General features: G+C 33.5%; 21 protein-coding genes and 2 pseudogenes. 20 read left to right on the top strand and 3 right to left on the bottom strand.

The window, feature by feature from the left end:
- Positions 1–8: 8 nt before the first annotated feature.
- The 7 genes and pseudogenes from BCER98_RS08240 to BCER98_RS08270 all read left to right on the top strand — a co-directional run.
- Positions 9–1,481: a lipase family protein gene (locus BCER98_RS08240; RefSeq protein WP_012094065.1), complete on the top strand. Its 1,473-nt coding sequence runs from the start codon at positions 9–11 to the stop codon at positions 1,479–1,481.
- 38 nt (positions 1,482–1,519) lie between these two features.
- Complete coding sequence (locus tag BCER98_RS08245; RefSeq protein ID WP_012094066.1) at positions 1,520–1,780, top strand: hypothetical protein; 261 nt, start codon at positions 1,520–1,522, stop codon at positions 1,778–1,780.
- 1 nt (position 1,781) lies between these two features.
- Positions 1,782–2,126 (top strand): DUF4176 domain-containing protein, encoded by a 345-nt coding sequence (locus BCER98_RS08250; protein ID WP_012094067.1) that lies wholly within the window; start codon positions 1,782–1,784, stop codon positions 2,124–2,126.
- A 416-nt stretch (positions 2,127–2,542) separates the two neighbouring features.
- On the top strand, positions 2,543–3,388 hold the full coding sequence (locus BCER98_RS08255; RefSeq protein WP_012094068.1) for a DUF3952 domain-containing protein: 846 nt from the start codon (positions 2,543–2,545) through the stop codon (positions 3,386–3,388).
- Positions 3,389–3,458: 70 nt separating this feature from the next.
- Positions 3,459–3,966 (top strand): annotated as a pseudogene (locus BCER98_RS22435) (hypothetical protein); the annotation flags it as partial.
- Between the two features lie 129 nt (positions 3,967–4,095).
- On the top strand, positions 4,096–5,091 hold the full coding sequence (locus BCER98_RS08265) for a hypothetical protein (RefSeq protein ID WP_041809653.1): 996 nt from the start codon (positions 4,096–4,098) through the stop codon (positions 5,089–5,091).
- A 57-nt stretch (positions 5,092–5,148) separates the two neighbouring features.
- Positions 5,149–5,538 (top strand): annotated as a pseudogene (locus BCER98_RS08270) (DUF3952 domain-containing protein); the annotation flags it as partial.
- A 167-nt stretch (positions 5,539–5,705) separates the two neighbouring features.
- On the opposite strand, the gene BCER98_RS08275 reads toward BCER98_RS08270, so the two are convergent.
- Entirely contained in the window at positions 5,706–6,491 is a 786-nt protein-coding gene (locus BCER98_RS08275; RefSeq protein WP_012094071.1) for a GNAT family N-acetyltransferase, read from the bottom strand.
- A 129-nt stretch (positions 6,492–6,620) separates the two neighbouring features.
- On the opposite strand from BCER98_RS08275, the gene ytfJ reads away from it, so the two are divergent.
- From ytfJ to BCER98_RS08295, 4 genes are all read left to right on the top strand, one after another.
- Positions 6,621–7,046 carry a GerW family sporulation protein gene (gene ytfJ, locus BCER98_RS08280; protein WP_012094072.1) on the top strand — a complete coding sequence of 142 codons (426 nt, stop codon included), beginning with the start codon at positions 6,621–6,623 and terminating at the stop codon, positions 7,044–7,046.
- A gap of 160 nt (positions 7,047–7,206) precedes the next feature.
- Complete coding sequence (locus BCER98_RS08285; protein WP_041809655.1) at positions 7,207–7,983, top strand: hypothetical protein; 777 nt, start codon at positions 7,207–7,209, stop codon at positions 7,981–7,983.
- 53 nt (positions 7,984–8,036) lie between these two features.
- A complete protein-coding gene (locus BCER98_RS08290; protein ID WP_012094074.1) occupies positions 8,037–8,360 on the top strand; it encodes a hypothetical protein in 324 nt (107 codons plus the stop codon).
- 66 nt (positions 8,361–8,426) lie between these two features.
- Entirely contained in the window at positions 8,427–8,639 is a 213-nt protein-coding gene (locus tag BCER98_RS08295; protein ID WP_012094075.1) for a hypothetical protein, read from the top strand.
- Between the two features lie 28 nt (positions 8,640–8,667).
- On the opposite strand, the gene BCER98_RS08300 is transcribed toward BCER98_RS08295, so the two are convergent.
- Positions 8,668–9,006, bottom strand: coding sequence for a hypothetical protein (locus BCER98_RS08300; RefSeq protein ID WP_012094076.1), 339 nt, complete (start codon positions 9,004–9,006; stop codon positions 8,668–8,670).
- Positions 9,007–9,211: 205 nt separating this feature from the next.
- On the opposite strand from BCER98_RS08300, the gene BCER98_RS08305 reads away from it, so the two are divergent.
- From BCER98_RS08305 to BCER98_RS08320, 4 genes are all read left to right on the top strand, one after another.
- The gene (locus BCER98_RS08305) at positions 9,212–9,889 is read left to right on the top strand and encodes a class I SAM-dependent methyltransferase (protein WP_012094077.1); all 678 of its coding nucleotides are present in this window, start codon (positions 9,212–9,214) and stop codon (positions 9,887–9,889) included.
- A 100-nt stretch (positions 9,890–9,989) separates the two neighbouring features.
- On the top strand, positions 9,990–11,678 hold the full coding sequence (locus tag BCER98_RS08310) for a formate--tetrahydrofolate ligase (RefSeq protein WP_041810338.1): 1,689 nt from the start codon (positions 9,990–9,992) through the stop codon (positions 11,676–11,678).
- 90 nt (positions 11,679–11,768) lie between these two features.
- The gene (locus tag BCER98_RS08315) at positions 11,769–12,296 is read left to right on the top strand and encodes a hypothetical protein (protein ID WP_012094079.1); all 528 of its coding nucleotides are present in this window, start codon (positions 11,769–11,771) and stop codon (positions 12,294–12,296) included.
- Positions 12,297–12,315: 19 nt separating this feature from the next.
- On the top strand, positions 12,316–13,485 hold the full coding sequence (locus BCER98_RS08320) for a DEAD/DEAH box helicase (RefSeq protein WP_012094080.1): 1,170 nt from the start codon (positions 12,316–12,318) through the stop codon (positions 13,483–13,485).
- Between the two features lie 169 nt (positions 13,486–13,654).
- Here the strand turns inward: BCER98_RS08320 and BCER98_RS08325 are convergent, their stop codons facing one another.
- The gene (locus BCER98_RS08325; protein WP_176371929.1) at positions 13,655–13,876 is read right to left on the bottom strand and encodes a DUF3925 family protein; all 222 of its coding nucleotides are present in this window, start codon (positions 13,874–13,876) and stop codon (positions 13,655–13,657) included.
- Between the two features lie 208 nt (positions 13,877–14,084).
- On the opposite strand from BCER98_RS08325, the gene BCER98_RS08330 reads away from it, so the two are divergent.
- From BCER98_RS08330 to BCER98_RS08360, 5 genes are all read left to right on the top strand, one after another.
- Positions 14,085–14,564 carry a glutathione peroxidase gene (locus tag BCER98_RS08330; RefSeq protein WP_012094082.1) on the top strand — a complete coding sequence of 160 codons (480 nt, stop codon included), beginning with the start codon at positions 14,085–14,087 and terminating at the stop codon, positions 14,562–14,564.
- Positions 14,565–14,829: 265 nt separating this feature from the next.
- Positions 14,830–15,237 carry a DUF3942 family protein gene (locus tag BCER98_RS08335; protein ID WP_041810341.1) on the top strand — a complete coding sequence of 136 codons (408 nt, stop codon included), beginning with the start codon at positions 14,830–14,832 and terminating at the stop codon, positions 15,235–15,237.
- A 777-nt stretch (positions 15,238–16,014) separates the two neighbouring features.
- Positions 16,015–17,685 (top strand): M4 family metallopeptidase, encoded by a 1,671-nt coding sequence (locus tag BCER98_RS08340; protein WP_012094084.1) that lies wholly within the window; start codon positions 16,015–16,017, stop codon positions 17,683–17,685.
- 701 nt (positions 17,686–18,386) lie between these two features.
- Positions 18,387–18,674: an LCI fold-containing protein gene (locus BCER98_RS08345; protein WP_012094085.1), complete on the top strand. Its 288-nt coding sequence runs from the start codon at positions 18,387–18,389 to the stop codon at positions 18,672–18,674.
- Between the two features lie 1,129 nt (positions 18,675–19,803).
- Positions 19,804–20,151: an ArsR/SmtB family transcription factor gene (locus tag BCER98_RS08360; RefSeq protein WP_012094086.1), complete on the top strand. Its 348-nt coding sequence runs from the start codon at positions 19,804–19,806 to the stop codon at positions 20,149–20,151.
- Positions 20,152–20,172: the final 21 nt, after the last annotated feature.

Here is a 20,172-nt window from a genome sequence, read left to right on the forward strand (position 1 = left end):
GAGTAATTATGGCAGATGAAGTTTTAAAACTTACCTCTGATAGGGGGAAATTAGAGTTAGCCGCAACACATATATATGATTTCAATAAAGGAGAAGGAATATATAATAAATCTATTATAGAAAATGAAGCAGCATTAGAGGCTAATTTTGATGCCACTATTATAGATTTTAAGGAAGATAAAGAGACAGGCCTAGGAGCATATGCTCTTCGGGATGAAGCGACAAAAGAAATTGTAATTGTATTTGTGGGAACACAAACAGGAAAAGATAATAATGCTGATGTTAAAACAGATGCGAAAATTGGTCTTAATAACTTAGCTGGTACAGAATTAGCAATTGAGCAGTATGATCAAGCGGAACAATTTTATAGAGATATTAGAGATGAATATAAAGGTGCTAAAATAACTTTAACAGGACATTCGCTAGGTGGAGGGATAGCTGATACAGTTGCACTAAGAAACAAACAAGATAACATTGATGTGTTGACTTTAAACCCAGCTCCTGTTTTGAATAGTGATGTAATCAAGTATGGGGACGGATCTGATATGAAAAATATCCGAAATATTATCAATCAAAATGATCCGTTACATACTGCAATTCAAGCAGCTGATTTTACAACTCCGGGACAAATGTACATTATACCGAATGGTGCTGGTCATTCTTATGCTTTTAAAGAAAAAGATTATGATAAAAATGGAAGTCTAATAGCGTTAAAAACCTTAGAAAGTCAAAATGATACAGGATTTGATTTTATTCCTGGCCCCTTTGAACTTTCAGCATCAGCTGGAAAGTTGTATACAGGGATTGTTCCTGGCATATTTGATAGAAAACCGTATGTCGGAGAAGAGTTTATAGCAGGTGCAGCGATAAATTTAATGGCTGCAAATATTCCAGTTGGATCTATTATTGCTGGAATTTCATTGATTGGGGACTTTTCAGCTGCTAATGTAAAAGTCCAGCAATTAGTAAATGAGGCTAAAAATGCTGCGATTAAATACAGTATAGTAGCAATTCTAGAAATTAAGAGTACGGTAGATACAGCTGTAGATTGGATCGAGACGACACTCGCTAAATGCAAAGAAAAGGTATTAGAAGTACTGGAGAGTGTATTTAATGCAGCTGTAGACTTTTTAGCAGGAAGTGTCAATGTTTACTTAGCAGCAAGTGAAATTTTAGAGATTGCCAAAGAAGTAGCTGGTTCTTATATACAAGATTTACTAGATATGTTTAAAGGGGATTTCCAAATAGATACCAATGTGACTGCGATTGTTGCAGAACATATTTTAGCTCATCGTCATTCTTTATTGAATCTTTTTATGAATGATAGTAGTAGAGGAATAAACCGTTCATTATTAGGTGAAATCTCAAAAGATGTAAAAGAGCTCTCAAAAGATTTGAAACAATTAAATGAAGATGTTTCAGAAGCAGTATTTTCTATGATGGCAAAAGATGAGGAATTAGGTGCGGTTGCATATTATTAAAATTTCATATTGATAGAATGAAAGAGGGAGTAATAAATATGGATCTACATATGATAATGTCTCGAGTTCATAGTACATTTTCAAATAATGGCGGACGTGACCAAATTATAAATGTTGTTATGCAACTTGAAAAAGCAGCCTCAGCTTTAACGAGTGATATTAGAAGGTTAGAAAGCAGTATCGATAGCAACCTGCAAGGGAAAACACGTGATGCCTTTATTGATCGAATTCGTCAACTTGAAAAAAAGAGACAAAAAATCGAAGAGAAAATCGTAGTATTAAAAGGGACGGTAAATTAATATGAAAGACTATATGGAAAAAGTATTGCCTTTAGGGAGCGTAGTGAGAGTAAGTTTTGCGGAAGAGGAAGACGCAGATTATGTAATTACTACAAGGGGCCTTTTGTTAGATGATAATACTTTCTATGATTATGGAGGAGTATTATATCCAGTAGGCTTGACAGCAGAAACATATAAACTATTTAATCACTCTGATATTGTAGAAGTGAAATTTGAAGGATATCGAAATAAAATTGAAAGTCAATTTGCGGCTAAGTTTAAAATATGGCGGAATGAGTTTGTTGAAAAGGTAATAGAGAAAAATAAAAGCAAGCAACAAGATCAAGCGGTAGAAACGCAAGAGTAGCAATAAATAAGTAAGAAGGAAAAGCTTTCCTCTTCCTGTATGGAAAGAGGAAAGCTTTTTTAAATTGTGGGAAAAGATGGCTTTGAATTAGCTACGTAACTAGGGAGCATTTCTTACATAAGGAAGAACTATATAATGAAAATTTTGACATATATTTAACCAACAAGGATGGAACAAGATATACACTCTGGGTATCACCAGAAGAAATCAAAAATAGTAATAGCACCGAAGAATTTCTAAAAGAATGATATCCTAAGGAATAAACCTAGAACACTATTAGCGGGCATCATTGCCATGCTATTTCAATATTAAATACGTAATTAAAGAAGCATTTTTGAGAATAGGCGAAGTGTATGACTACCAAAACGGAAGTGTTATGAAACTTAAAATGCAAGAGGAACGAACGAGGTGACGGTATGAAAGTGAAAAAGAAAGTTAAGGGGATGATTGTGATGACAATAGTAGTGAGTTTATTAGGTGGATGTGGTTCATCTAAACCAGAAGCTCTAAAGGGAACGAAAATTGAGTATGAAAGATTGATAAAGGCGTTGGATGAAGGGGATATGAAGACGGTTATGTCTGCGAGTGATGATGGGTATGCTCATGTAGAAGAACAGAGTATACAATCTGTTATGGAGGAAAAAGAGGATGGTACTCATAATAAGAGGCTATATCAATCAACAGATGGAATATATTTTTGGGAAGAAAGAAATATATACGGTACTACAAAGCAAACTACAACAAATTTAATAGAGAATGCTAATAAAGCGCATAAAGATGATGATTATAAAAAAGAAGAAGTATATAGCACGAATTTCATTTATAAAAATGGACAAGTACAAAGCTCAAATCAAAATCTTGATATTTTACCAGTTAAATTCATTATAGATCGTTTACAAGGAATTGGAAAATTAAAGCCAGAAGATGCCAGAAAAGGATTCGATGAACCGAATAGAATTTCGTACAGTTTAACAGAATCGCAGTTTCAACAAATTATTAATGATAAATTACATTTACAATATGATAAATTTGGTACAGCTTCAATTGTTATTTATTTTAACCGGGCCAAAGATTTAAAAGAAAAACCTATGGAAATAGATGAATTAAAGATATCCGTGGATTACGAGAAAAAAAATGATCAGGGAAAGATGGTAACACATATTCAACAAATATTAGTAGGGTTTGATGATAAAGAAGAAAATACGCGAAATGCAAAAACAAAATATCTAGAATATAAAAATCAATTCAATAGTAGTAAATAATTAGAAAGGAGTTGAGGTTAATAATGGAGCGTTATAATCTATCTTCTGACGAAGGGAAATTACAATTTTAAAGTTTCAAAAGTTACAAACACTTGTCGTATTATTATATGCATTTCAAATGGCAACAATATTATTCACAGCTTTAATTGTGTCTGAAATGGCCAATAATACAATTGATCGGATTACATTAATATATACGGATTTATTATTTTTAGGAGCAGTAATTGTTCATATTGTGACAACGATTGATACTTTTAAACAAGCGAGTGAAGGTGCGTTTAGTATGGATGAAAGATCCACTTCATTTTTTAGTAAAAAAAAGGGGAATGTGATAACTGGGGGGGGCAATATATGCACTAATTCTTCTTATTTTAATTTATTTTCATAATGATTATACGTTAGATACTTTTATTGGGTATATAATAGGAGCTATTTTAATGTATGCAGTAGCAATCGGTGCAGCTGAATTTCAACTATTAGTCTATTGCAGATTTAAATTTAAATCATTTAACATAACGTGGGAAGAAAATGAGAGAGCGTGTAAGAGATTTCGAAAACACAATAAAAAAATAAATTGAAAAGTAGATAATACAGGAAATGAATCTATATTAGAACACAAGTTGTTAGTTTGTAGGTATTACATGAAAAATTTGATGTTTTTATTCAAATCTGTAAGAAATAAAGAAAGAAGGGGTATTAGGGGGGATATGAAAAGAATGAAAAAGGTAATGTTATTAGTGGTATGTTTCTTATTTTTGATTGGCTGTAATTATGAAAATGAAGATCAGGTAAAAAAATACATAAAAGAAAAACATGGAATTGATGTTGTTGTAACAGAGTGGGGCGGTATACATGAAGGAAATATGGGACATACATATCATACTGTTCAAGCAAAAAACAACAAAAATATGCAATTTCGAGTAGAGGTAGATGGCTTCTTCTATTCAACAATAAAAGGTGATGAATACCAATACGGAAAAAATACATATGAGGAATATAAGAAATTTAAACCAATTTTAAAAGAAATTAAAAAATTAGGATACGAGGAATTTGAAAAAGAAAGTGTTCTTCAGTATATAGTTGATTATGATGAAGAAAAACCAACTGATGAGTTGTTATTAACTTTAAAAACGAGTAACGAGATTGATTATAGTCAATTTGAATCAGCAGAATTAGATCGTTTATATGCTTTATTCCAACTTATTCAGAAGAGTAATAGAAAGATAACAGAACTTGAGATTAAGGATCATAATGGTAAATCTATAGGTCTCCCTTTTAAAAATATACAAAAAGTTATAACAAAAGAAGAGCTGTTACTAACAATGAAAAACACTTTAGACAGTTATTGGACATATTTGATTCAAACTCAAACAAAAGTAGGAGACAGGTTAAAAGAAATTCAAAACGACCGTTTTGCAATTGAAGATATTACTTGTCCACATCCGAAAGACGGAGAATGTCCGAAGTATAAAGTGACTGTAGTTATTAATACCAGTGGCATGGAATTTAAAAACAATCCCCCTTTAATTGAGGATCTGATAAAGGTGACCACTATCCTTAAAGAGGAACTATATAATAAAAAATTTGACATATATTTAACCAACAAGGATGGGTCAAGATATAAAGCCTGGTTATCATCAGAAGAAATCAAAAAAGGTAATAACATCGAAGAACTTGTAAAAGAACGGTATCCTGAGAAATAAATTTAACGCACTTTTTACGTTTATGAGTTGATATGAAAGCATGATATAAATTCGTAAGATGTTTCATATGTGAATTTACTTGTAGATCGTTTAAAGGGAATAGGGAAACTAAAGATGAAACCAGGTGATGATATAAAAAAATTTGATCAGCCGAATACAGTTGGATATAGCTTAACGGAATCAGAGTTTCAAACTATTATTAATGATAAGCTAAACATACAATATGATGAATATGATGGGGCGACAATTGTACTTCATCTTGGCTCCGCAAATGGTCCAATGCAGATTCTACAAGTAAGTATTGATATAGATTACAAGAAAAAGAATGATGAGGGAAAGTTAGTAGAATATATATTTCAGATAAAAACATACTTTAATAAAAAACAAGATAACAATCAAGACGCGAAAAAAGAATATGTAGGTTATAAAGCACAGTACAAAAAATAATAAATGATTAGGAGGGAGTAATATGAGTAAGGAAGGATTATGAAATTTAAGATGCCAAGAAAAAGTTTATCTGTGAAATGGTTGGTCCTTAGTAAAAAGACAGAGCCCCTCCACCTCAAATCTGTGTAGAGGGAAAAGGAGAGATATAGCCAGGGGGGATTTCGTTATTATCGATACATTGTCCACGTTCCAATGTCTTGAAATCCTAACCGTTTATAAATCCTCCCGGCAGCTGGGTTATTATAGAACAAGCAAAGTGTTCTTTCTTCTTTCTTAAAATCTTGAATCATTTTTTGTAAAATGTAGGAAGCGTATCCTTTGCCGCGATAATCCGGATGTGTACATACTCCAACGATCATTGCAGATAAAGAATTTTCGGCTGATGTAGAAGCGGAAGAGACCATTTCTCCATTTTCTTCAATGTAATATGTACGTCCTGTATTTGTTTCGAGTGATTGTCGTAATATTTTTTCAGATTGCTTCGACTGTGGAAATTCTTCAATATTGTTTCGAAGATGCATAATGCGCTCGACATCCTCTAATGTTGCTTGTTTAATTGCCGTATGAATCATCGTTTTTGGCAAGGCAGTATCATCTTTACATTCACAAAAATATGTTTTATTTTTTGTTCCAAGATGTATACCATGTACATCTTCAAGTTTTTCTACAATGTCTGATTTACCAGAGATTTTAAGTGGTTTGTGAGGCGAGAGAATAACCTCATAGTCCGCAATAGAAAAGTTGCCCTTTCCATATAGGATAAATGAATCATGAAAGCGCAGTAATACAGACTGCAACATCTTATTTTCTGTAAAGTACCCCCATAATTCTTGAAAGTCTGCATCGTATCCAAATGCTTCAATATCACCAAGGATAAATAGGTTAATGGATATTTCCTCTTTTAGAAATGCAAGAACCTGTTCATGATCACGCTTTGTTAATTTCCGTATCATTATAATTCCCTCTTTTTCTTTTTTCTAAATATTATTACTTATTAGTTTTAAATGCAATATGAAAATTTATGTTTAGTTCATGAAGTTTCGGAAAAACTAGGAAAGATATGACAAAGGAGGTTATGAACGGTGGAACATCCAATTCAAGGATTGATGAAAGCGGCAATGGAAAATTTAAAGGAAATGGTCGATGTTAATACAATTGTTGGAGAACCTGTTCAAACGGCTGACGGTGGTGTTGTATTAACAGTATCCAAAGTAGCGTTTGGTTTTGGAGCAGGAGGGTCTGACTTCCAAACTCATGATGGGCCGAAAACAAGCGGTAATGCTGCATTTGGTGGCGGAAGCGCAGGGGGTGTTTCTATTACACCAGTAGCGTTTCTTGTTGTGAATAAGGACGGTGTGAATATTCTTCACTTACAAAATGCGACGCATTTAGCTGAAAAAGTAATAGAACTGGCCCCGCAAACCATTGATAAAATCCAGTCTATTTTTCAAAAAAATGAAAAACAGACTGAGCCGCATCGCCCGCAAAATCCAGATGAAATTGCGTAAAAAAGCCTGTTTTTTAACAGGTTTTTTTAATTGTAATCACTATGTAATAAAACTTACGAAATTGTAAATAGTTTTTGAAGTTTTTTCTATGTTTCTAAAATTTTTCATGATAAAATATGCTATAGAATTGAAACATATAAAACGAAGGTGGCTAGGTGCTTTGTCTGGAGGATCTGACCAAGTAAAGAATATGATATATATTAATGGTAATCGTCGAGGTCATTGTTTTATTACTTCTGGAATTACATTTGAAGAGTTTGCAAATAATATCCCTTCACCTCTTCATCAAGTATTGCTTTTGAAGCATAATTTTGAGTGGACTGATTTTCATTATCATACTTTATTTGAATATGTTGAAGAAGACAATATACATAAGTTAATAAAAGCTGAAATTGATGAGTTTGATGAGTTTTGTTGGGTGGATTTTGATGATGCAAACGATTTAGATGAGTTAGAGCCGAAAGAAATTGCGGAGCTTCTATACTTGGCTCATAAGAAAGAGCCGCTTGGAAGAGCGTTCTTCCCATTGCTCAAAAATCGGTTTGTGTATTTTTCACATGATGATGGTTGGTATAACAAAGTATATTACCGTAGAATATCCGATTTTGTAGGGATGCTGAGCAAGGTGATTCCGTATAAGTTCGGTTCTTTTGGAAAGAAACGGTTTCCGTTCTTTCAGAAATCGAAAATTTTCCCAGCTATTTCAAAAGAAGTGATTCTTGAACTGATTCCGCTCATGGAAGACGGATTGTATATTGATTTGGGTGGAAAGATCGAGTCAAGAAGAGGGTTAGAGATTCCTGTATATGTAATTGGTTCGTATGAAAGTACGGACGAGATAGTGGATAACATTGAGGAATTAAAAGGAAAGGCAACGGAAACGGGTTGGCTTATTTTTGATAAGAAAGAACAAGAATGGCAATGGATTGCGGACTAAGAAAAACTTGACGGGATTGGTCAAGTTTTTCTTCTGTTTTGAAAGGAGAGCAAATGAAGAAATATTATACGATTGTAGGCATTGCGAGTCTTATTCTTATTGCGGTATTACTCTTAACTTGTCCGAAAGAAGCTGATTTTCGCTTATATATACAGGATAAGTATGGTTTAAACTGCCATCAAGATGACTTTACATGTATACAAAAGGTAGGAAAACAAGAAGAAAAAATGCAATTTGTAAGCACGGATGCACGAAATGGTGTATTCTTTCTAACAATAAAACAAAAATTCGAAACAGAGGCAGGCAAAAAGAAAGAATATAGCGGATTTGGTATATTTGGTACATTTTTGTTTGTTTCAGAAAAGACTTTCTCGTGATAGAAGGTCTTTTTTTTATCTTTCTGTTCATATAGATAAAGTAAGACAAGCATAGGAGGGGTATGAATGAAGAAGGTATGTATTGTTTGCGGAGGAGAGGATTTTTTTACATCTACATTATATGCTCGAACAAAACAAGACTGGGCGTATGCGCCGAATATGTATCGGTTTGAGAAAGTCTTTATAGAACAGCGAGATGAGGAGAATTATCCTGTATTTCAAGAAATTATCGCAAAACACTGCTGTGCATGTGGACATATTATGTTATATCATGAGTGAACACACCAAGTGAAACTTGGTGTGTTTTTTATAATGCTGACAAAACGAACGGATATAACAAAGTAAACAAGACAGAAAAACTACCAAACCCAATCGCTGTATATCCGAGAGTTTTCGCTCCGAAGTTAACAGCTACCAAACCAATTAAAATAGAAAGGGAACCGAGTGTAACAGGATAAAAGGCGATTGAAAATAAAGAAAGAAATAAAGCAACATAACCAATAATTGTACTTGTGTTACTTCCTTCCACTTCATTTGAGGTTTCTTTATGCCTTTTTCTTATAGGAAGGTGATGCGGTGCAATTTCAGCTGCATACTCTTCGTTTTTTTGACCACTTTTAAAGTGGTGTGTTCGTTTTCTTGGCATATACATCCCCCTCTTTCAATTGGGTGTATCTTTATTATTTTTCACAAAGAAGAGAACATGAATATGAGTTATATCCAAATGAAGAAAAAATTGGTGAATATAGAGCCTGTTGCTATCATGTCCAGCTCTTTGGAAGAATAAACAGGAATTGAGGAAAAATGTGTGGAAAGATAATGAATGAAAATAAAGGAAGGTAGGGGAAGGGATGACAAAGTTTAATTGGCATAAATCAGCAGAGAAACAATGGAATCGTAATGCAGAATCTTGGAATCGAAATAGTCAAGAAATGTGGGATCATGGTAGCCGTAGTACAATTATCCCATTTTTTGAAAAGTATGTAGAAAAAGGAGAGAAGGTTTTAGATATTGGTTGTGGTGATGGGTATGGTACATATAAATTAAGTATAGCAGGGTATAAAGTATGCGGAATTGATTTATCGGAGCAGATGATTCAAAAAGCAAAAGAACGAGGAGAAGGAGAGAATTTATCTTTTATAAAGGGAGATTTATTAGCATTGCCATTTGAAAATGAGCGTTTTTCAGCGATAGTAGCTATTAATTCTTTAGAATGGACAGAAGATCCATTGCAGTCATTGCATGAGATTAAGCGTATTTTATATAGTGGTGGATATGCTTGCATAGCACTTTTAGGACCAACAGCAAAACCGCGTGAAAATAGCTATCCCCGTTTATACGGTGAAAATGTTGTTTGTAATACGATGATGCCGTGGGAATTTGAAAAATTAGCGAAGGAACAAGGGTTCCAAGTCGTGGATGGCATGGGTGTTTATAAGCGGGGAGTAAATGAAAAAATGCTTGAGCAATTATCTGTAGAACTACGGCAAGCATTAACTTTTTTGTGGGTATTTATGTTGAAGAAATAACATCTAAAGAAAGGCATACGTTTTAGGAGGGAAATGAGTGCAGAAAATACAAAAAACTGATACAATATGGTCAGAACCAATTAAAGGGGGACTAGGGTATATGACAACTACTACAACAGTTAAATCTGATATTGAGATTGCACAAGAAGCTCGTATGAAAAAGATTCAAGACATTGCAGCTGAATTAGACATTTTAGAAGAAGAACTGGAACCTTACGGTCATTATAAAGGAAAATTATCCCTCGATATTTTTAAGCGCTTACAAACAAAAACAGAAGGAAAAGTTGTTTTAGTAACAGCAATTAACCCAACTCCAGCAGGGGAAGGGAAATCAACGGTTACAGTTGGCTTAGGGCAAGCGTTTCATAAGATTGGTAAAAAGGCAGTCATCGCTCTTCGTGAACCATCCCTTGGGCCGACGATGGGTTTAAAAGGTGGTGCAGCAGGCGGAGGCTATTCGCAAGTTGTGCCAATGGAAGATATTAACCTTCATTTTACAGGCGATATTCATGCGATTACAACAGCGAATAATGCATTAGCGGCATTTATCGATAACCACATCCAACAAGGAAACGCACTTCAAATTGATACGCGTAAAATTGTTTGGAAACGTTGCGTTGATTTAAATGATCGCGCTCTTCGAAATGTTGTAATTGGCCTTGGTGGACCAGTTCAAGGTGTACCGCGCGAAGATGGATTTGATATTACAGTAGCATCTGAGATTATGGCTGTATTCTGCCTTGCAACGGATATTCAAGATTTAAAAGCACGTTTATCTCGCATTGTAGTGGCTTATAATTTTGAAAACCAACCAGTTACAGTGAAAGATTTAGGTGTAGAAGGTGCGTTAACGCTTTTATTAAAAGATGCATTAAAACCAAACTTAGTACAAACATTAGAAAATACGCCCGCTATTATTCATGGTGGTCCATTTGCGAATATCGCTCATGGTTGTAACAGTGTAATCGCAACAACAATGGCTGCGAAATTAGGCGACTATGTTATTACAGAGGCTGGCTTTGGTGCAGATTTAGGTGCTGAGAAGTTTCTTGATATTAAAGCGCGTGCGGCAGGAATTAAACCGGAAGCGGTTGTTATTGTTGCAACAATTCGTGCGCTAAAAATGCATGGCGGTGTAGCGAAAGATCAGCTAAAAGAAGAAAATGTAGATGCATTGGCAAAAGGAATGGAAAACTTACAAAAACACGTTGAAACGATTCAAAGCTTTGGAGTTCCATTCGTTATTGCAATTAATAAATTTATTACAGATACAGATGCCGAAGTAGCATATTTACAAAAATGGTGTAATGAACGTGGCTACGAAGTATCCTTAACAGAAGTTTGGGAGAAAGGTGGTCAAGGTGGTGTAGATCTTGCCGAGAAAGTATTGAAAGTAATTGAAAAAGGTGAAAATAAATACGCACCACTGTATGATTTAAACGCATCATTAGAAGAAAAAATTCGTACAATTGCTCAAAAAGTGTACGGCGCAAAAGATATTGAATTTGCTCCGAAAGCACGTAAGCAGTTAGCACAATTTGAAGGAGAAGGTTGGGGGAACTTGCCGGTATGCATGGCGAAAACACAATATTCTCTTTCTGACGATGCAACAAAATTGGGACGTCCATCTGACTTTATTGTGACAATTCGTGAACTAAAACCATCTATTGGTGCAGGGTTTATCGTTGCGTTAACAGGCACAATGTTAACAATGCCAGGCCTTCCAAAACAACCTGCTGCGCTTCAAATGGATGTAAATGAAGATGGTAAAGCAGTCGGTTTATTCTAAAAGGTTGTAATTCATCTCATTTATCTGTAAACTATATATACATCAAATGGCGCCTTTCGATGGAAAGGCGCCTGTTTTTTGGAGGAAATTATGTTTGATCCAACTGCTTTTGAAAATTTAAAAGTAATCGTAGAGGGAGCTATTTATGATTTCGATTTACACGGAGATATTCTTGTTACGAATCGAAAAGATATGATGGATCTTGCATCATTACGTCGTATATACAATATTTCATTTCAATTAACAGAACGATTAGAACATGCGGTTGAAGCAACGTTTTCGCTATCTGTTGATGCAAAGAATTTGTCTGGTGAAATATTAGAAGTCCCGCAATTTATACCGGGATGCGAAATGAAACTAGCATTTTCATTTCCGGTAGAACAACCAGAAGTAATGTGTCCTAAAACAGAAACACTATTACAGTCGATATGGGGAAAAGAACGAATGATTGTGCAAACAATTTCATACGAATATAATAAGCAAGCGACTTCATATTATAATAAGACAGAAGTTCTATTTCAAAAAGCGATTACAGAAGACCATGTTGATGATTTAATAGCTGTTGTTTCTCACATGATAGAAACAGTGCGAGAAATACAGCATTTTCTTCAAAAATAGAGATAAAGGAGAAAAACGAATGATAAAAGATATGCAACCATTTTTACAACAAGCTTGGGAGAAGGCGGGTTTTAAAGAGTGTACTGAAATTCAAGCACAAGCAATTCCAACGATTTTAGACGGACAAGACGTTATTGCTGAATCTCCAACAGGAACAGGAAAAACATTAGCGTATTTATTACCCCTTTTACATAAGATTAATCCAGAAGTAAAACAGCCACAAGTTGTGATTTTAGCGCCAACACGCGAACTTGTTATGCAAATTCATGCAGAAGTTCAAAAGTTTACAGCGGGAACGGAGATTTCCGGTGCATCTTTAATTGGCGGTGCTGATATAAAGCGACAAGTAGAGAAATTGAAGAAGCATCCGAAAGTAATTGTCGGTTCACCTGGACGTATTTTAGAATTAATTCGCATGAAAAAATTAAAAATGCACGAAGTGAAAACAATTGTATTTGATGAGTTTGATCAAATCGTAAAACAAAAGATGATAGATACGATATTTGATGTCATCAAATCAACAATGCGTGACCGCCAATTAGTATTCTTCTCGGCAACAATGACAAAAGAGGCGGAAGAGGTAGCACGTGATTTTGCTGTGCAACCACAATTCATATGCGTGAAACGTGCAGAAACAAAAAGCTTAGTAGAGCATATGTATATCGTTTGTGAGCGCCGTGAGAAAAATGAGTATGTAAGAAGAATTATGCATACAGGTCAAGTGAAAGCGGTAGCATTCTTAAACGATCCGTACCGCTTAGATGAAATTGCAGAGAAATTAAAGTATCGCAAAATGAAAGCAGCAGCTCTTCATGCAGAAGCAAGTAAACAAGAACGAGAAGCAACAATGCGTGCATTCCGCAGCGGGAAACTAGAAATTTTACTTGCGACAGACGTAGCGGCTCGTGGGTTGGATATTAACGACTTAACACATGTCATTCATTTGGAACTACCAGATACGTTAGACCAATACATTCACCGTTCAGGGCGTACAGGACGTATGGGGAAAGAAGGAACCGTTATTTCTCTTGTCACACCACAGGAAGAACGTAAATTACTGCAATTTGCGAACAAATTAGGCATCGTGTTTAAGAAACAAGAAATTTTTAAAGGCACATTCGTAGAGTCGAAGCCGAAAGCACCAAAGAAAAAGAAACCTGCATTTACTGGGAAAAGAAAACCGAGATAAAGGAAAGAAGACATGGCTATAAATTACTATTAGCCATGTCTTTTTTTGATGTCAGAAAAATTCCGTATATCTAAATCGCCTTAACCGCTCCTTATAAGTTCATATTTTTTTTATTATAAAAGAAAAAGGCAGAAAATGAAAAATCATTTTCTACCCTTATGTAATGCTATTATTTTGAGTGGTTTTTACTGATTGACATAATGAAGAATCCAACGATTCCTCCAACAAGTGGAAGTGTAATCATACCAGCTAAAGTAAAGTATTTACTTAAAAATAGTCCGTTTACATCCATTACCCAGCCAGCGACAAATAATAACATCATATATAATACGAAATAAAACTCACGATTGGAAAGCATTTTATGTTGTGCAGTTTTCATTATCAACACCATCCTTTTATGATTTATAATGGAATTGAAAATGTCACAATTTAGAATGTAAACTGTCACATTTTGTTCACAATTTAATTGTAAAACTTTCCAAAGAAAATGTCTAGTATTTTGTGTCGAATTTTTGAACAAAATTAAAGCGTTCTCATTAGAGGGGAACAAAATACATATGATGGAATGAACTTGAGAGAAGAGAAAGGAGTGTAATTAGATGACTGTTTATCATTTTTCTGTTAAAACAATGACTGGAGAAGAGAGGTCGCTCCGAGATTATGAGGGAAAGGTACTTTTAATTGTAAATGTTGCTAGTAAATGTGGGTTTACACCACAGTATAAAGGGTTACAATCTTTATATGAGAAGTATAAAGAGCAAGGATTTGAAATTTTAGGATTTCCATGTAACCAATTTGGAGGACAAGAACCAGGAGAAGAAGAGGAGATTTTAAATTTTTGTGAAATGAATTATGAGGTAACCTTCCCATTGTTTGCAAAGATTGATGTGAAAGGTAAACATGCTCATCCACTATATCAATATATAACAAAACAAGCGCCGGGCATATTGGGAATAAAAGCTGTAAAATGGAATTTTACAAAGTTTTTAATTGGTCGTGATGGAATAGTAATGAATCGTTTTGCTCCGCAAATAAAGCCAGAAGAATTAGAGAAAGCAATTGAAACACTTCTGCTCTAAAAATCACAAGTCACTACTTTGGTCACTTCCGTTAAACAGCTCATTCAATTTTTTTGCTACCGATTTTTGAATACTTAGTAGGATGTAACGGTATGATATTTATTATAGGAAAGATGAATTGTAAAAATATGTTTTTTTGAAGAAAGAGCACTTTGTGTATAGTTGCTCTTTTTATTTTTCATTTAATAGGAACATGTTTTTTCGCTATGATACAATTGTATTAATTTATCGTGCTGATACTAAATATAGAAAGGAGCATCAAAAAGTGAGCTTCCTAGATGAATTTGCAAGAGGAGTTAAAGAGTATTTAGAAAACGAGAAGAGTGAAAAAATGATTAAGGATGGGCATAGAGATGTGATCTTTCGATATTTATATCAACTAGAAATTAAAATAGGGGTTGTAAGAAATCCCGATTTTTCTTTTTTTACATCGGGTTTACGTTCGCATATAGTAGTGGAAAATATCGAATTTAAAACGGAAGTGAATACTGAACATAATATAATTGAAATTACAAAAATTGTTGATAAAGTAGCTACTTCTCTTGATACAATTATTGTACAAGATGGAGAATTATTTGCTTTAGGTCGTAATGAAAAATTTACAACAAGGATCTTAGAAGACTATTTACGGGAAGTATTTAGTGAAAAGTTAGGATTATCATTAAACGAATGATTCGGCGTATTCAAATAAGACTTCAATATAATTTGTTTTTAAGCAGCCTATTGAAGTGAATTTTGATATAACGATATGTGTTCCCAGTACTTTTGATAGGTCTTCTAACTTTCATGAGGACATGAAAAAACAGTCACCCTTTGATATATGAAAGGGTGACTGTCATAACCTTAACTTAATGATTACAGCTCTGAATTGGGCTTTTTCATTCCTAGTACTTTATAATTTTATTAAGTTAATATAAGTTAAATCTGTCAAAGAAGAATTTAGGTTCATAAGGGGGGAAGTGAAATTAATATTATTTTTAATGAAATTATTACAGTTAAAGGCGATATTACTTCGACTGGTGAAAAATATTGTGTTGAGGGAACAATTAAATAGACTGAGTAAAAGTTAATTAGATTAATGGAGAATTGATAAAACTTTATTTGTTTCATTTTTTACCACAATAAAAAAACTATTAATATGGTGAATTGGACCACTAATGTGAGACAGGAATAAAACACTTACGCTACCTGTTCCCTATACTCAATCGGGGACAGGTAGTTTCATTTTTTTAACGGTCAAATGAAGTTTTCAAAATACATCTTCAACTTTTTTTAAATCCATTATCCACTTTAGAGACAGAATATTCTGCATTCGTTTGCGAAATAGACATTATACTTAAAATATATATATATGCAATTATTCATATTTATATAAAAACTTCGAAAATAATTGTATATTTAAATTTGTAATTATATGTTTTATTTTACTCATATTGAAGGGGGAAAATGTATGAAAAAAACTGTTATTACATTGCTTGCTGCAGGAACAATGTTAGGTGCACCTTTTTCAACTGCGTTTGCAGAAGAACAAGCACTTCAAAAAGAAGCAATGGATAAAATGGAAATCCAACAAAAAAATTGGAATGAGGGACAAGGAAGTCCAGCATTTCTCTCAGGGGAATTATCTAATAAGAAGGTAGAAAGTCAAAAAGCAGTAAAAGAGTTTCTTGAAGAAAATAAAGAACTATTTAAAATCAATCCACAAACGGATCTAACACTTAAAGAAGTGAAGTCTGATGATTTAGGTATGAAACATTATGTTTATACAAGGTCTGTAAATAAGGTACCTGTTGATGGTGCACAATTCGTTGTTCATACAGATAAAGAGGGTAAGGTAACAACAGTAAATGGAGATATTCACCCAGCTGCTGAAGAGAACCTAAAAGGGGATACAAAAGCAAAAATCACAAAAGAAACAGCTCTTTCAAATGCTTGGAAACATATTAAACTTACAAAGAATGATACTTTAGTAAAAGTGGATGGAAATACGTTAGATCAAGTAAAAGAAAACTTAGAATCTACAAATGAAAAAGCAGACTTAGTTGTATATGAAAAAGACGGAACTTATTATCTAGCGTTTAAAGTACAACTGCAATTTATCAAACCTTACGGAGCGAACTGGCAGATTTATGTGAATGCGGAAGATGGAACAATTATAGATTCATATAACGCAGTTACAGATGCAGATAGTCCTCGAAAAGGATATGGATACGGAGTATTAGGTGATCGAAAAGAATTGAATACAACTTTTGACAGTGTAAAAGGGAAATACTATTTAAAGGATACGACAAAGCCTATGAATGGAGGGTATATTGAAACATTTACGGTAAATCATAGTAATGCAGATTACCCAGTTAACTATCGTTTATGGGATGATGATAATGCTTGGATAAATAAAGAGCAAAGACCTGCGGTTGATGCTCATTATCATGCAGGAAAAGTCTATGATTACTATAAAAATGTTCATAATCGCAACAGTTTTGATGGAAAAGGAAAAACAATTCGTTCTGGTGTGAATTATGGAGTGAATGTAAATAATGCATTTTGGAATGGACAGCAAATGGTTTATGGAGATGGCGATGGGCGCGTATTCGCTCCTCTTTCTGGTTCTCTTGATGTTGTTGCGCACGAACTAACTCATGCTGTGACACAATATTCAGCTGATCTTCGTTATGTAAATCAATCCGGTGCATTAAATGAATCGTTCTCTGACGTATTTGGATATTTTGTGGATCCTGCAAACTGGGATTTAGGAGAAGCTGTATATACACCTGGTATTTCTGGAGATGCACTTCGTAGTTTATCAAACCCTGAGAAATATGGACAACCTTCTCATATGAGGGATTATCAATATCTTCCGGCAACTGAAGAAGGAGATAATGGTGGTGTGCATATTAATAGTGGTATCCCAAATAAGGCTGCATATTTGACAATTAATGCTATTGGTAAAGAAAAAGCAGAAAAAATCTATTATCGTGCGTTAACAACATATTTAACACCGACAAGTGACTTTAAACAAGCTCGTACAGCTTTACTACAATCTGCAGCTGATTATGATGGTTATGGTAGTGCAACATATAAAGCAGTAGAAACGGCTTGGAATCAAGTAGGAGTAAAATAGCCGAAAATCTATCTATGATATTTTAGTATTTATGTAATTTAAAGCATAAAAGGACCTATTTCTTGCTATATAAGTAGGTTCTTTTATAGATTAATGTATTTATTAATTTTTAATATATTCCGAAGTGTATATCAACTTGTTTTTTATATCAAAAATAATAATAAATTGCGGGTTATTTGACTAATAAGGGGGCACGTCAAACATCTATCAACTTAAGGTTACGTATGTATCATTTTCATCAAAAACAGCTATTCTTTCATGGGTACTCCATGAAAAAATAGCTGTTTTTATATCTTTAATGAATTTTACAAAAGGTACAGATTATGGTGCCGAAATGATTTTTTTATCCCGCTATTTTAGGGCAGTAAGACGCCCACCTCAAGATTCAGAGAGAAGCAAGGAAGATAGGTGGGAGTAGGGCTGCTCGTAACAGCCCGATTGGTGAGGGCTCATAATCATGAGATCTTCAGATGTCTTTTCCTTTGCAATGTAATGTAGTTAAAAACAAGTTATTAAAACTAAAAAATAAGGAAGTGTCGCCTTCTAGTATAATCGATATTTTTTAGTAATCTTTGATAAAGTAGAATCTCAATATTCCTAAAAATTAAACAATTTTTTCTATAATTTGAACATATTTACATTTTTGTAAATTAAGTTATATTTAGGGTGTAAGTTATAAAATTATTAAAGGAGGAATTGTTATGTTTAAGAAATTAGTAGTTGGAGCTTTAGCGACAGGTATTGCATTAACAGGAGGAATTGGGGCTGCATCAGCAAGTACAACAACTACAGAAAATACTGTTAGTCCTAAAACTGAATTCAGTACATTAGATTCGATTTTTAAAAGGGATGAAATCAGATATGATAATAGATTTGCTAACTATTTTTATCAAAATGGAGTTCATTGGTACCTGAAAGGAATAGAGGTAAAACATGATAAAGAAGGTAAAGTTTATTACGTAGGACATTATGAGGGAAGAAAAGGATAATGAAGTTTTAAATAGAAAAGCCTCAATAAGGAGGCTTTTCTATTTTTTTAGAACTACTTTTCCATAAAATAAGGGCATGTAAACTTAGACTATCAAATTAAGGGAGCTGCATATTTGTGGTCTTAAAATAGAAATTTTAAATATAGAAAACATTAATGAATAATAGTATCTTCCATCTCAATAATAGGAGACGTTAGACTGACTAGTTCAACAGATACACAAAAGGAAAGTACCTATAAGTGATCAGTTTTTTGAAGAAAACTTAGAGTTTAAACCTGGTTAATGTTCACTTTAAGGTTCTTAGTAAGTTGACTAAGGGCCTTAAAGTGTAAAAAACATAATAGTTAGAAGGGTTGATGAAAATTATGGAGTATAGTATTGTTCAGCTAACAGAAAAAGATTGGATTCAGGTAAGCGATATATTTAAAGGGTATATGAACTAAAACGGCTACTATTGAGACGGAATGTTCTGATTGGAACAAATGGAAAATGAATCGTGATCTAAAGACATGTATAGTAGCTAAAATACATTAAACTATTATTGGATGGGCTTCTGTTAGTAAAGTATCATCAAGATGTGCATATGTAGGTGTGGGAGAAACTAGGGTAGGTAAATGGAATTTGGAAGGATAACGTTTTGATGGAGAGATGAAGTTGTAAGATAGGTTGTTAAATAAATGAAATAAGGTGATTATATGATTATTAATAATGGAAGCCAACTTAGTATGGAATACTTTAAGTCCTATTTTAAACTTGTTATGAATTTCCAGAAGTGTACTCTTATTGATGCCAAGGAGATCATACTGCATATGGAAATTATACATTTCAAAACTTTGAGCAAGTATATAAAGAATTAAATCAGATGGATGAATTGGTTACAAAATAAGAAAAATCGTATACTTTGTTTTAAGATGTTGCTCAACTAAAACATTTGCAGTGAATACCCAGAAGTAATAATTTTTTTCTGAAAATGAGTTATATGACTTGAAACATATAAGTAATTAGTTATATACTTATATCGAATTCAGTTAGGGTTTAATATTTATTTTGAACAACTGCATAAGAATCTATTTTTTTTACTCAACATATAAGTGTATGCTTATATAATTATTTGAAAGGAGGGATTGCGATGCAAAAAACAGTTGTAGAGTTAACGCAAGTATCCGGTGTTTTGAAGCTACTTGGGGATAAAACAAGACTTACAACCATTGCAATTTTAAATGAACGTAAATGTTGTGTATGTGAACTTCAAGTAGTCTTTGATATGAGCCAACCATCTATAAGTCAACATCTTCGAAAATTAAAAGATATTGGCTTATTAAAAGAAGAAAGACAGGGACAATGGATTTACTATTCTTTAAATGAAGAAAGTAGCTTTTATCCAATTATCAAAGATATTTTGCAACATGTTCCTGATCAGAAAGAAAATATTCAACAAATTGAAAAGTGTAATCCAACCCTTCGATGTAAATGTTAGTTTAACAATAGGAAAGGGAAG

Source organism: Bacillus cytotoxicus NVH 391-98 (assembly GCF_000017425.1).
Taxonomy (GTDB): Bacteria; Bacillota; Bacilli; order Bacillales; family Bacillaceae_G; genus Bacillus_A; species Bacillus_A cytotoxicus.

Coding starts and splice junctions, on each gene's coding strand:
- BCER98_RS08250 (WP_012094067.1), top strand. CDS start 1,782: ATGAAAGACTATATGGAAAAAGTATTGCCTTTAGGGAGCGTAGTGAGA.
- BCER98_RS08315 (WP_012094079.1), top strand. CDS start 11,769: ATGTTTGATCCAACTGCTTTTGAAAATTTAAAAGTAATCGTAGAGGGA.
- BCER98_RS08295 (WP_012094075.1), top strand. CDS start 8,427: ATGAAGAAGGTATGTATTGTTTGCGGAGGAGAGGATTTTTTTACATCT.
- BCER98_RS08300 (WP_012094076.1), bottom strand. CDS start 9,006: ATGCCAAGAAAACGAACACACCACTTTAAAAGTGGTCAAAAAAACGAA.
- BCER98_RS08345 (WP_012094085.1), top strand. CDS start 18,387: ATGTTTAAGAAATTAGTAGTTGGAGCTTTAGCGACAGGTATTGCATTA.
- BCER98_RS08275 (WP_012094071.1), bottom strand. CDS start 6,491: ATGATACGGAAATTAACAAAGCGTGATCATGAACAGGTTCTTGCATTT.
- BCER98_RS08360 (WP_012094086.1), top strand. CDS start 19,804: ATGCAAAAAACAGTTGTAGAGTTAACGCAAGTATCCGGTGTTTTGAAG.
- BCER98_RS08265 (WP_041809653.1), top strand. CDS start 4,096: ATGAAAAGAATGAAAAAGGTAATGTTATTAGTGGTATGTTTCTTATTT.
- BCER98_RS08255 (WP_012094068.1), top strand. CDS start 2,543: ATGAAAGTGAAAAAGAAAGTTAAGGGGATGATTGTGATGACAATAGTA.
- BCER98_RS08320 (WP_012094080.1), top strand. CDS start 12,316: ATGATAAAAGATATGCAACCATTTTTACAACAAGCTTGGGAGAAGGCG.
- BCER98_RS08330 (WP_012094082.1), top strand. CDS start 14,085: ATGACTGTTTATCATTTTTCTGTTAAAACAATGACTGGAGAAGAGAGG.
- BCER98_RS08340 (WP_012094084.1), top strand. CDS start 16,015: ATGAAAAAAACTGTTATTACATTGCTTGCTGCAGGAACAATGTTAGGT.
- BCER98_RS08325 (WP_176371929.1), bottom strand. CDS start 13,876: ATGGTGTTGATAATGAAAACTGCACAACATAAAATGCTTTCCAATCGT.
- BCER98_RS08290 (WP_012094074.1), top strand. CDS start 8,037: ATGAAGAAATATTATACGATTGTAGGCATTGCGAGTCTTATTCTTATT.
- BCER98_RS08245 (WP_012094066.1), top strand. CDS start 1,520: ATGGATCTACATATGATAATGTCTCGAGTTCATAGTACATTTTCAAAT.
- BCER98_RS08240 (WP_012094065.1), top strand. CDS start 9: ATGGCAGATGAAGTTTTAAAACTTACCTCTGATAGGGGGAAATTAGAG.
- BCER98_RS08305 (WP_012094077.1), top strand. CDS start 9,212: ATGACAAAGTTTAATTGGCATAAATCAGCAGAGAAACAATGGAATCGT.
- BCER98_RS08310 (WP_041810338.1), top strand. CDS start 9,990: ATGACAACTACTACAACAGTTAAATCTGATATTGAGATTGCACAAGAA.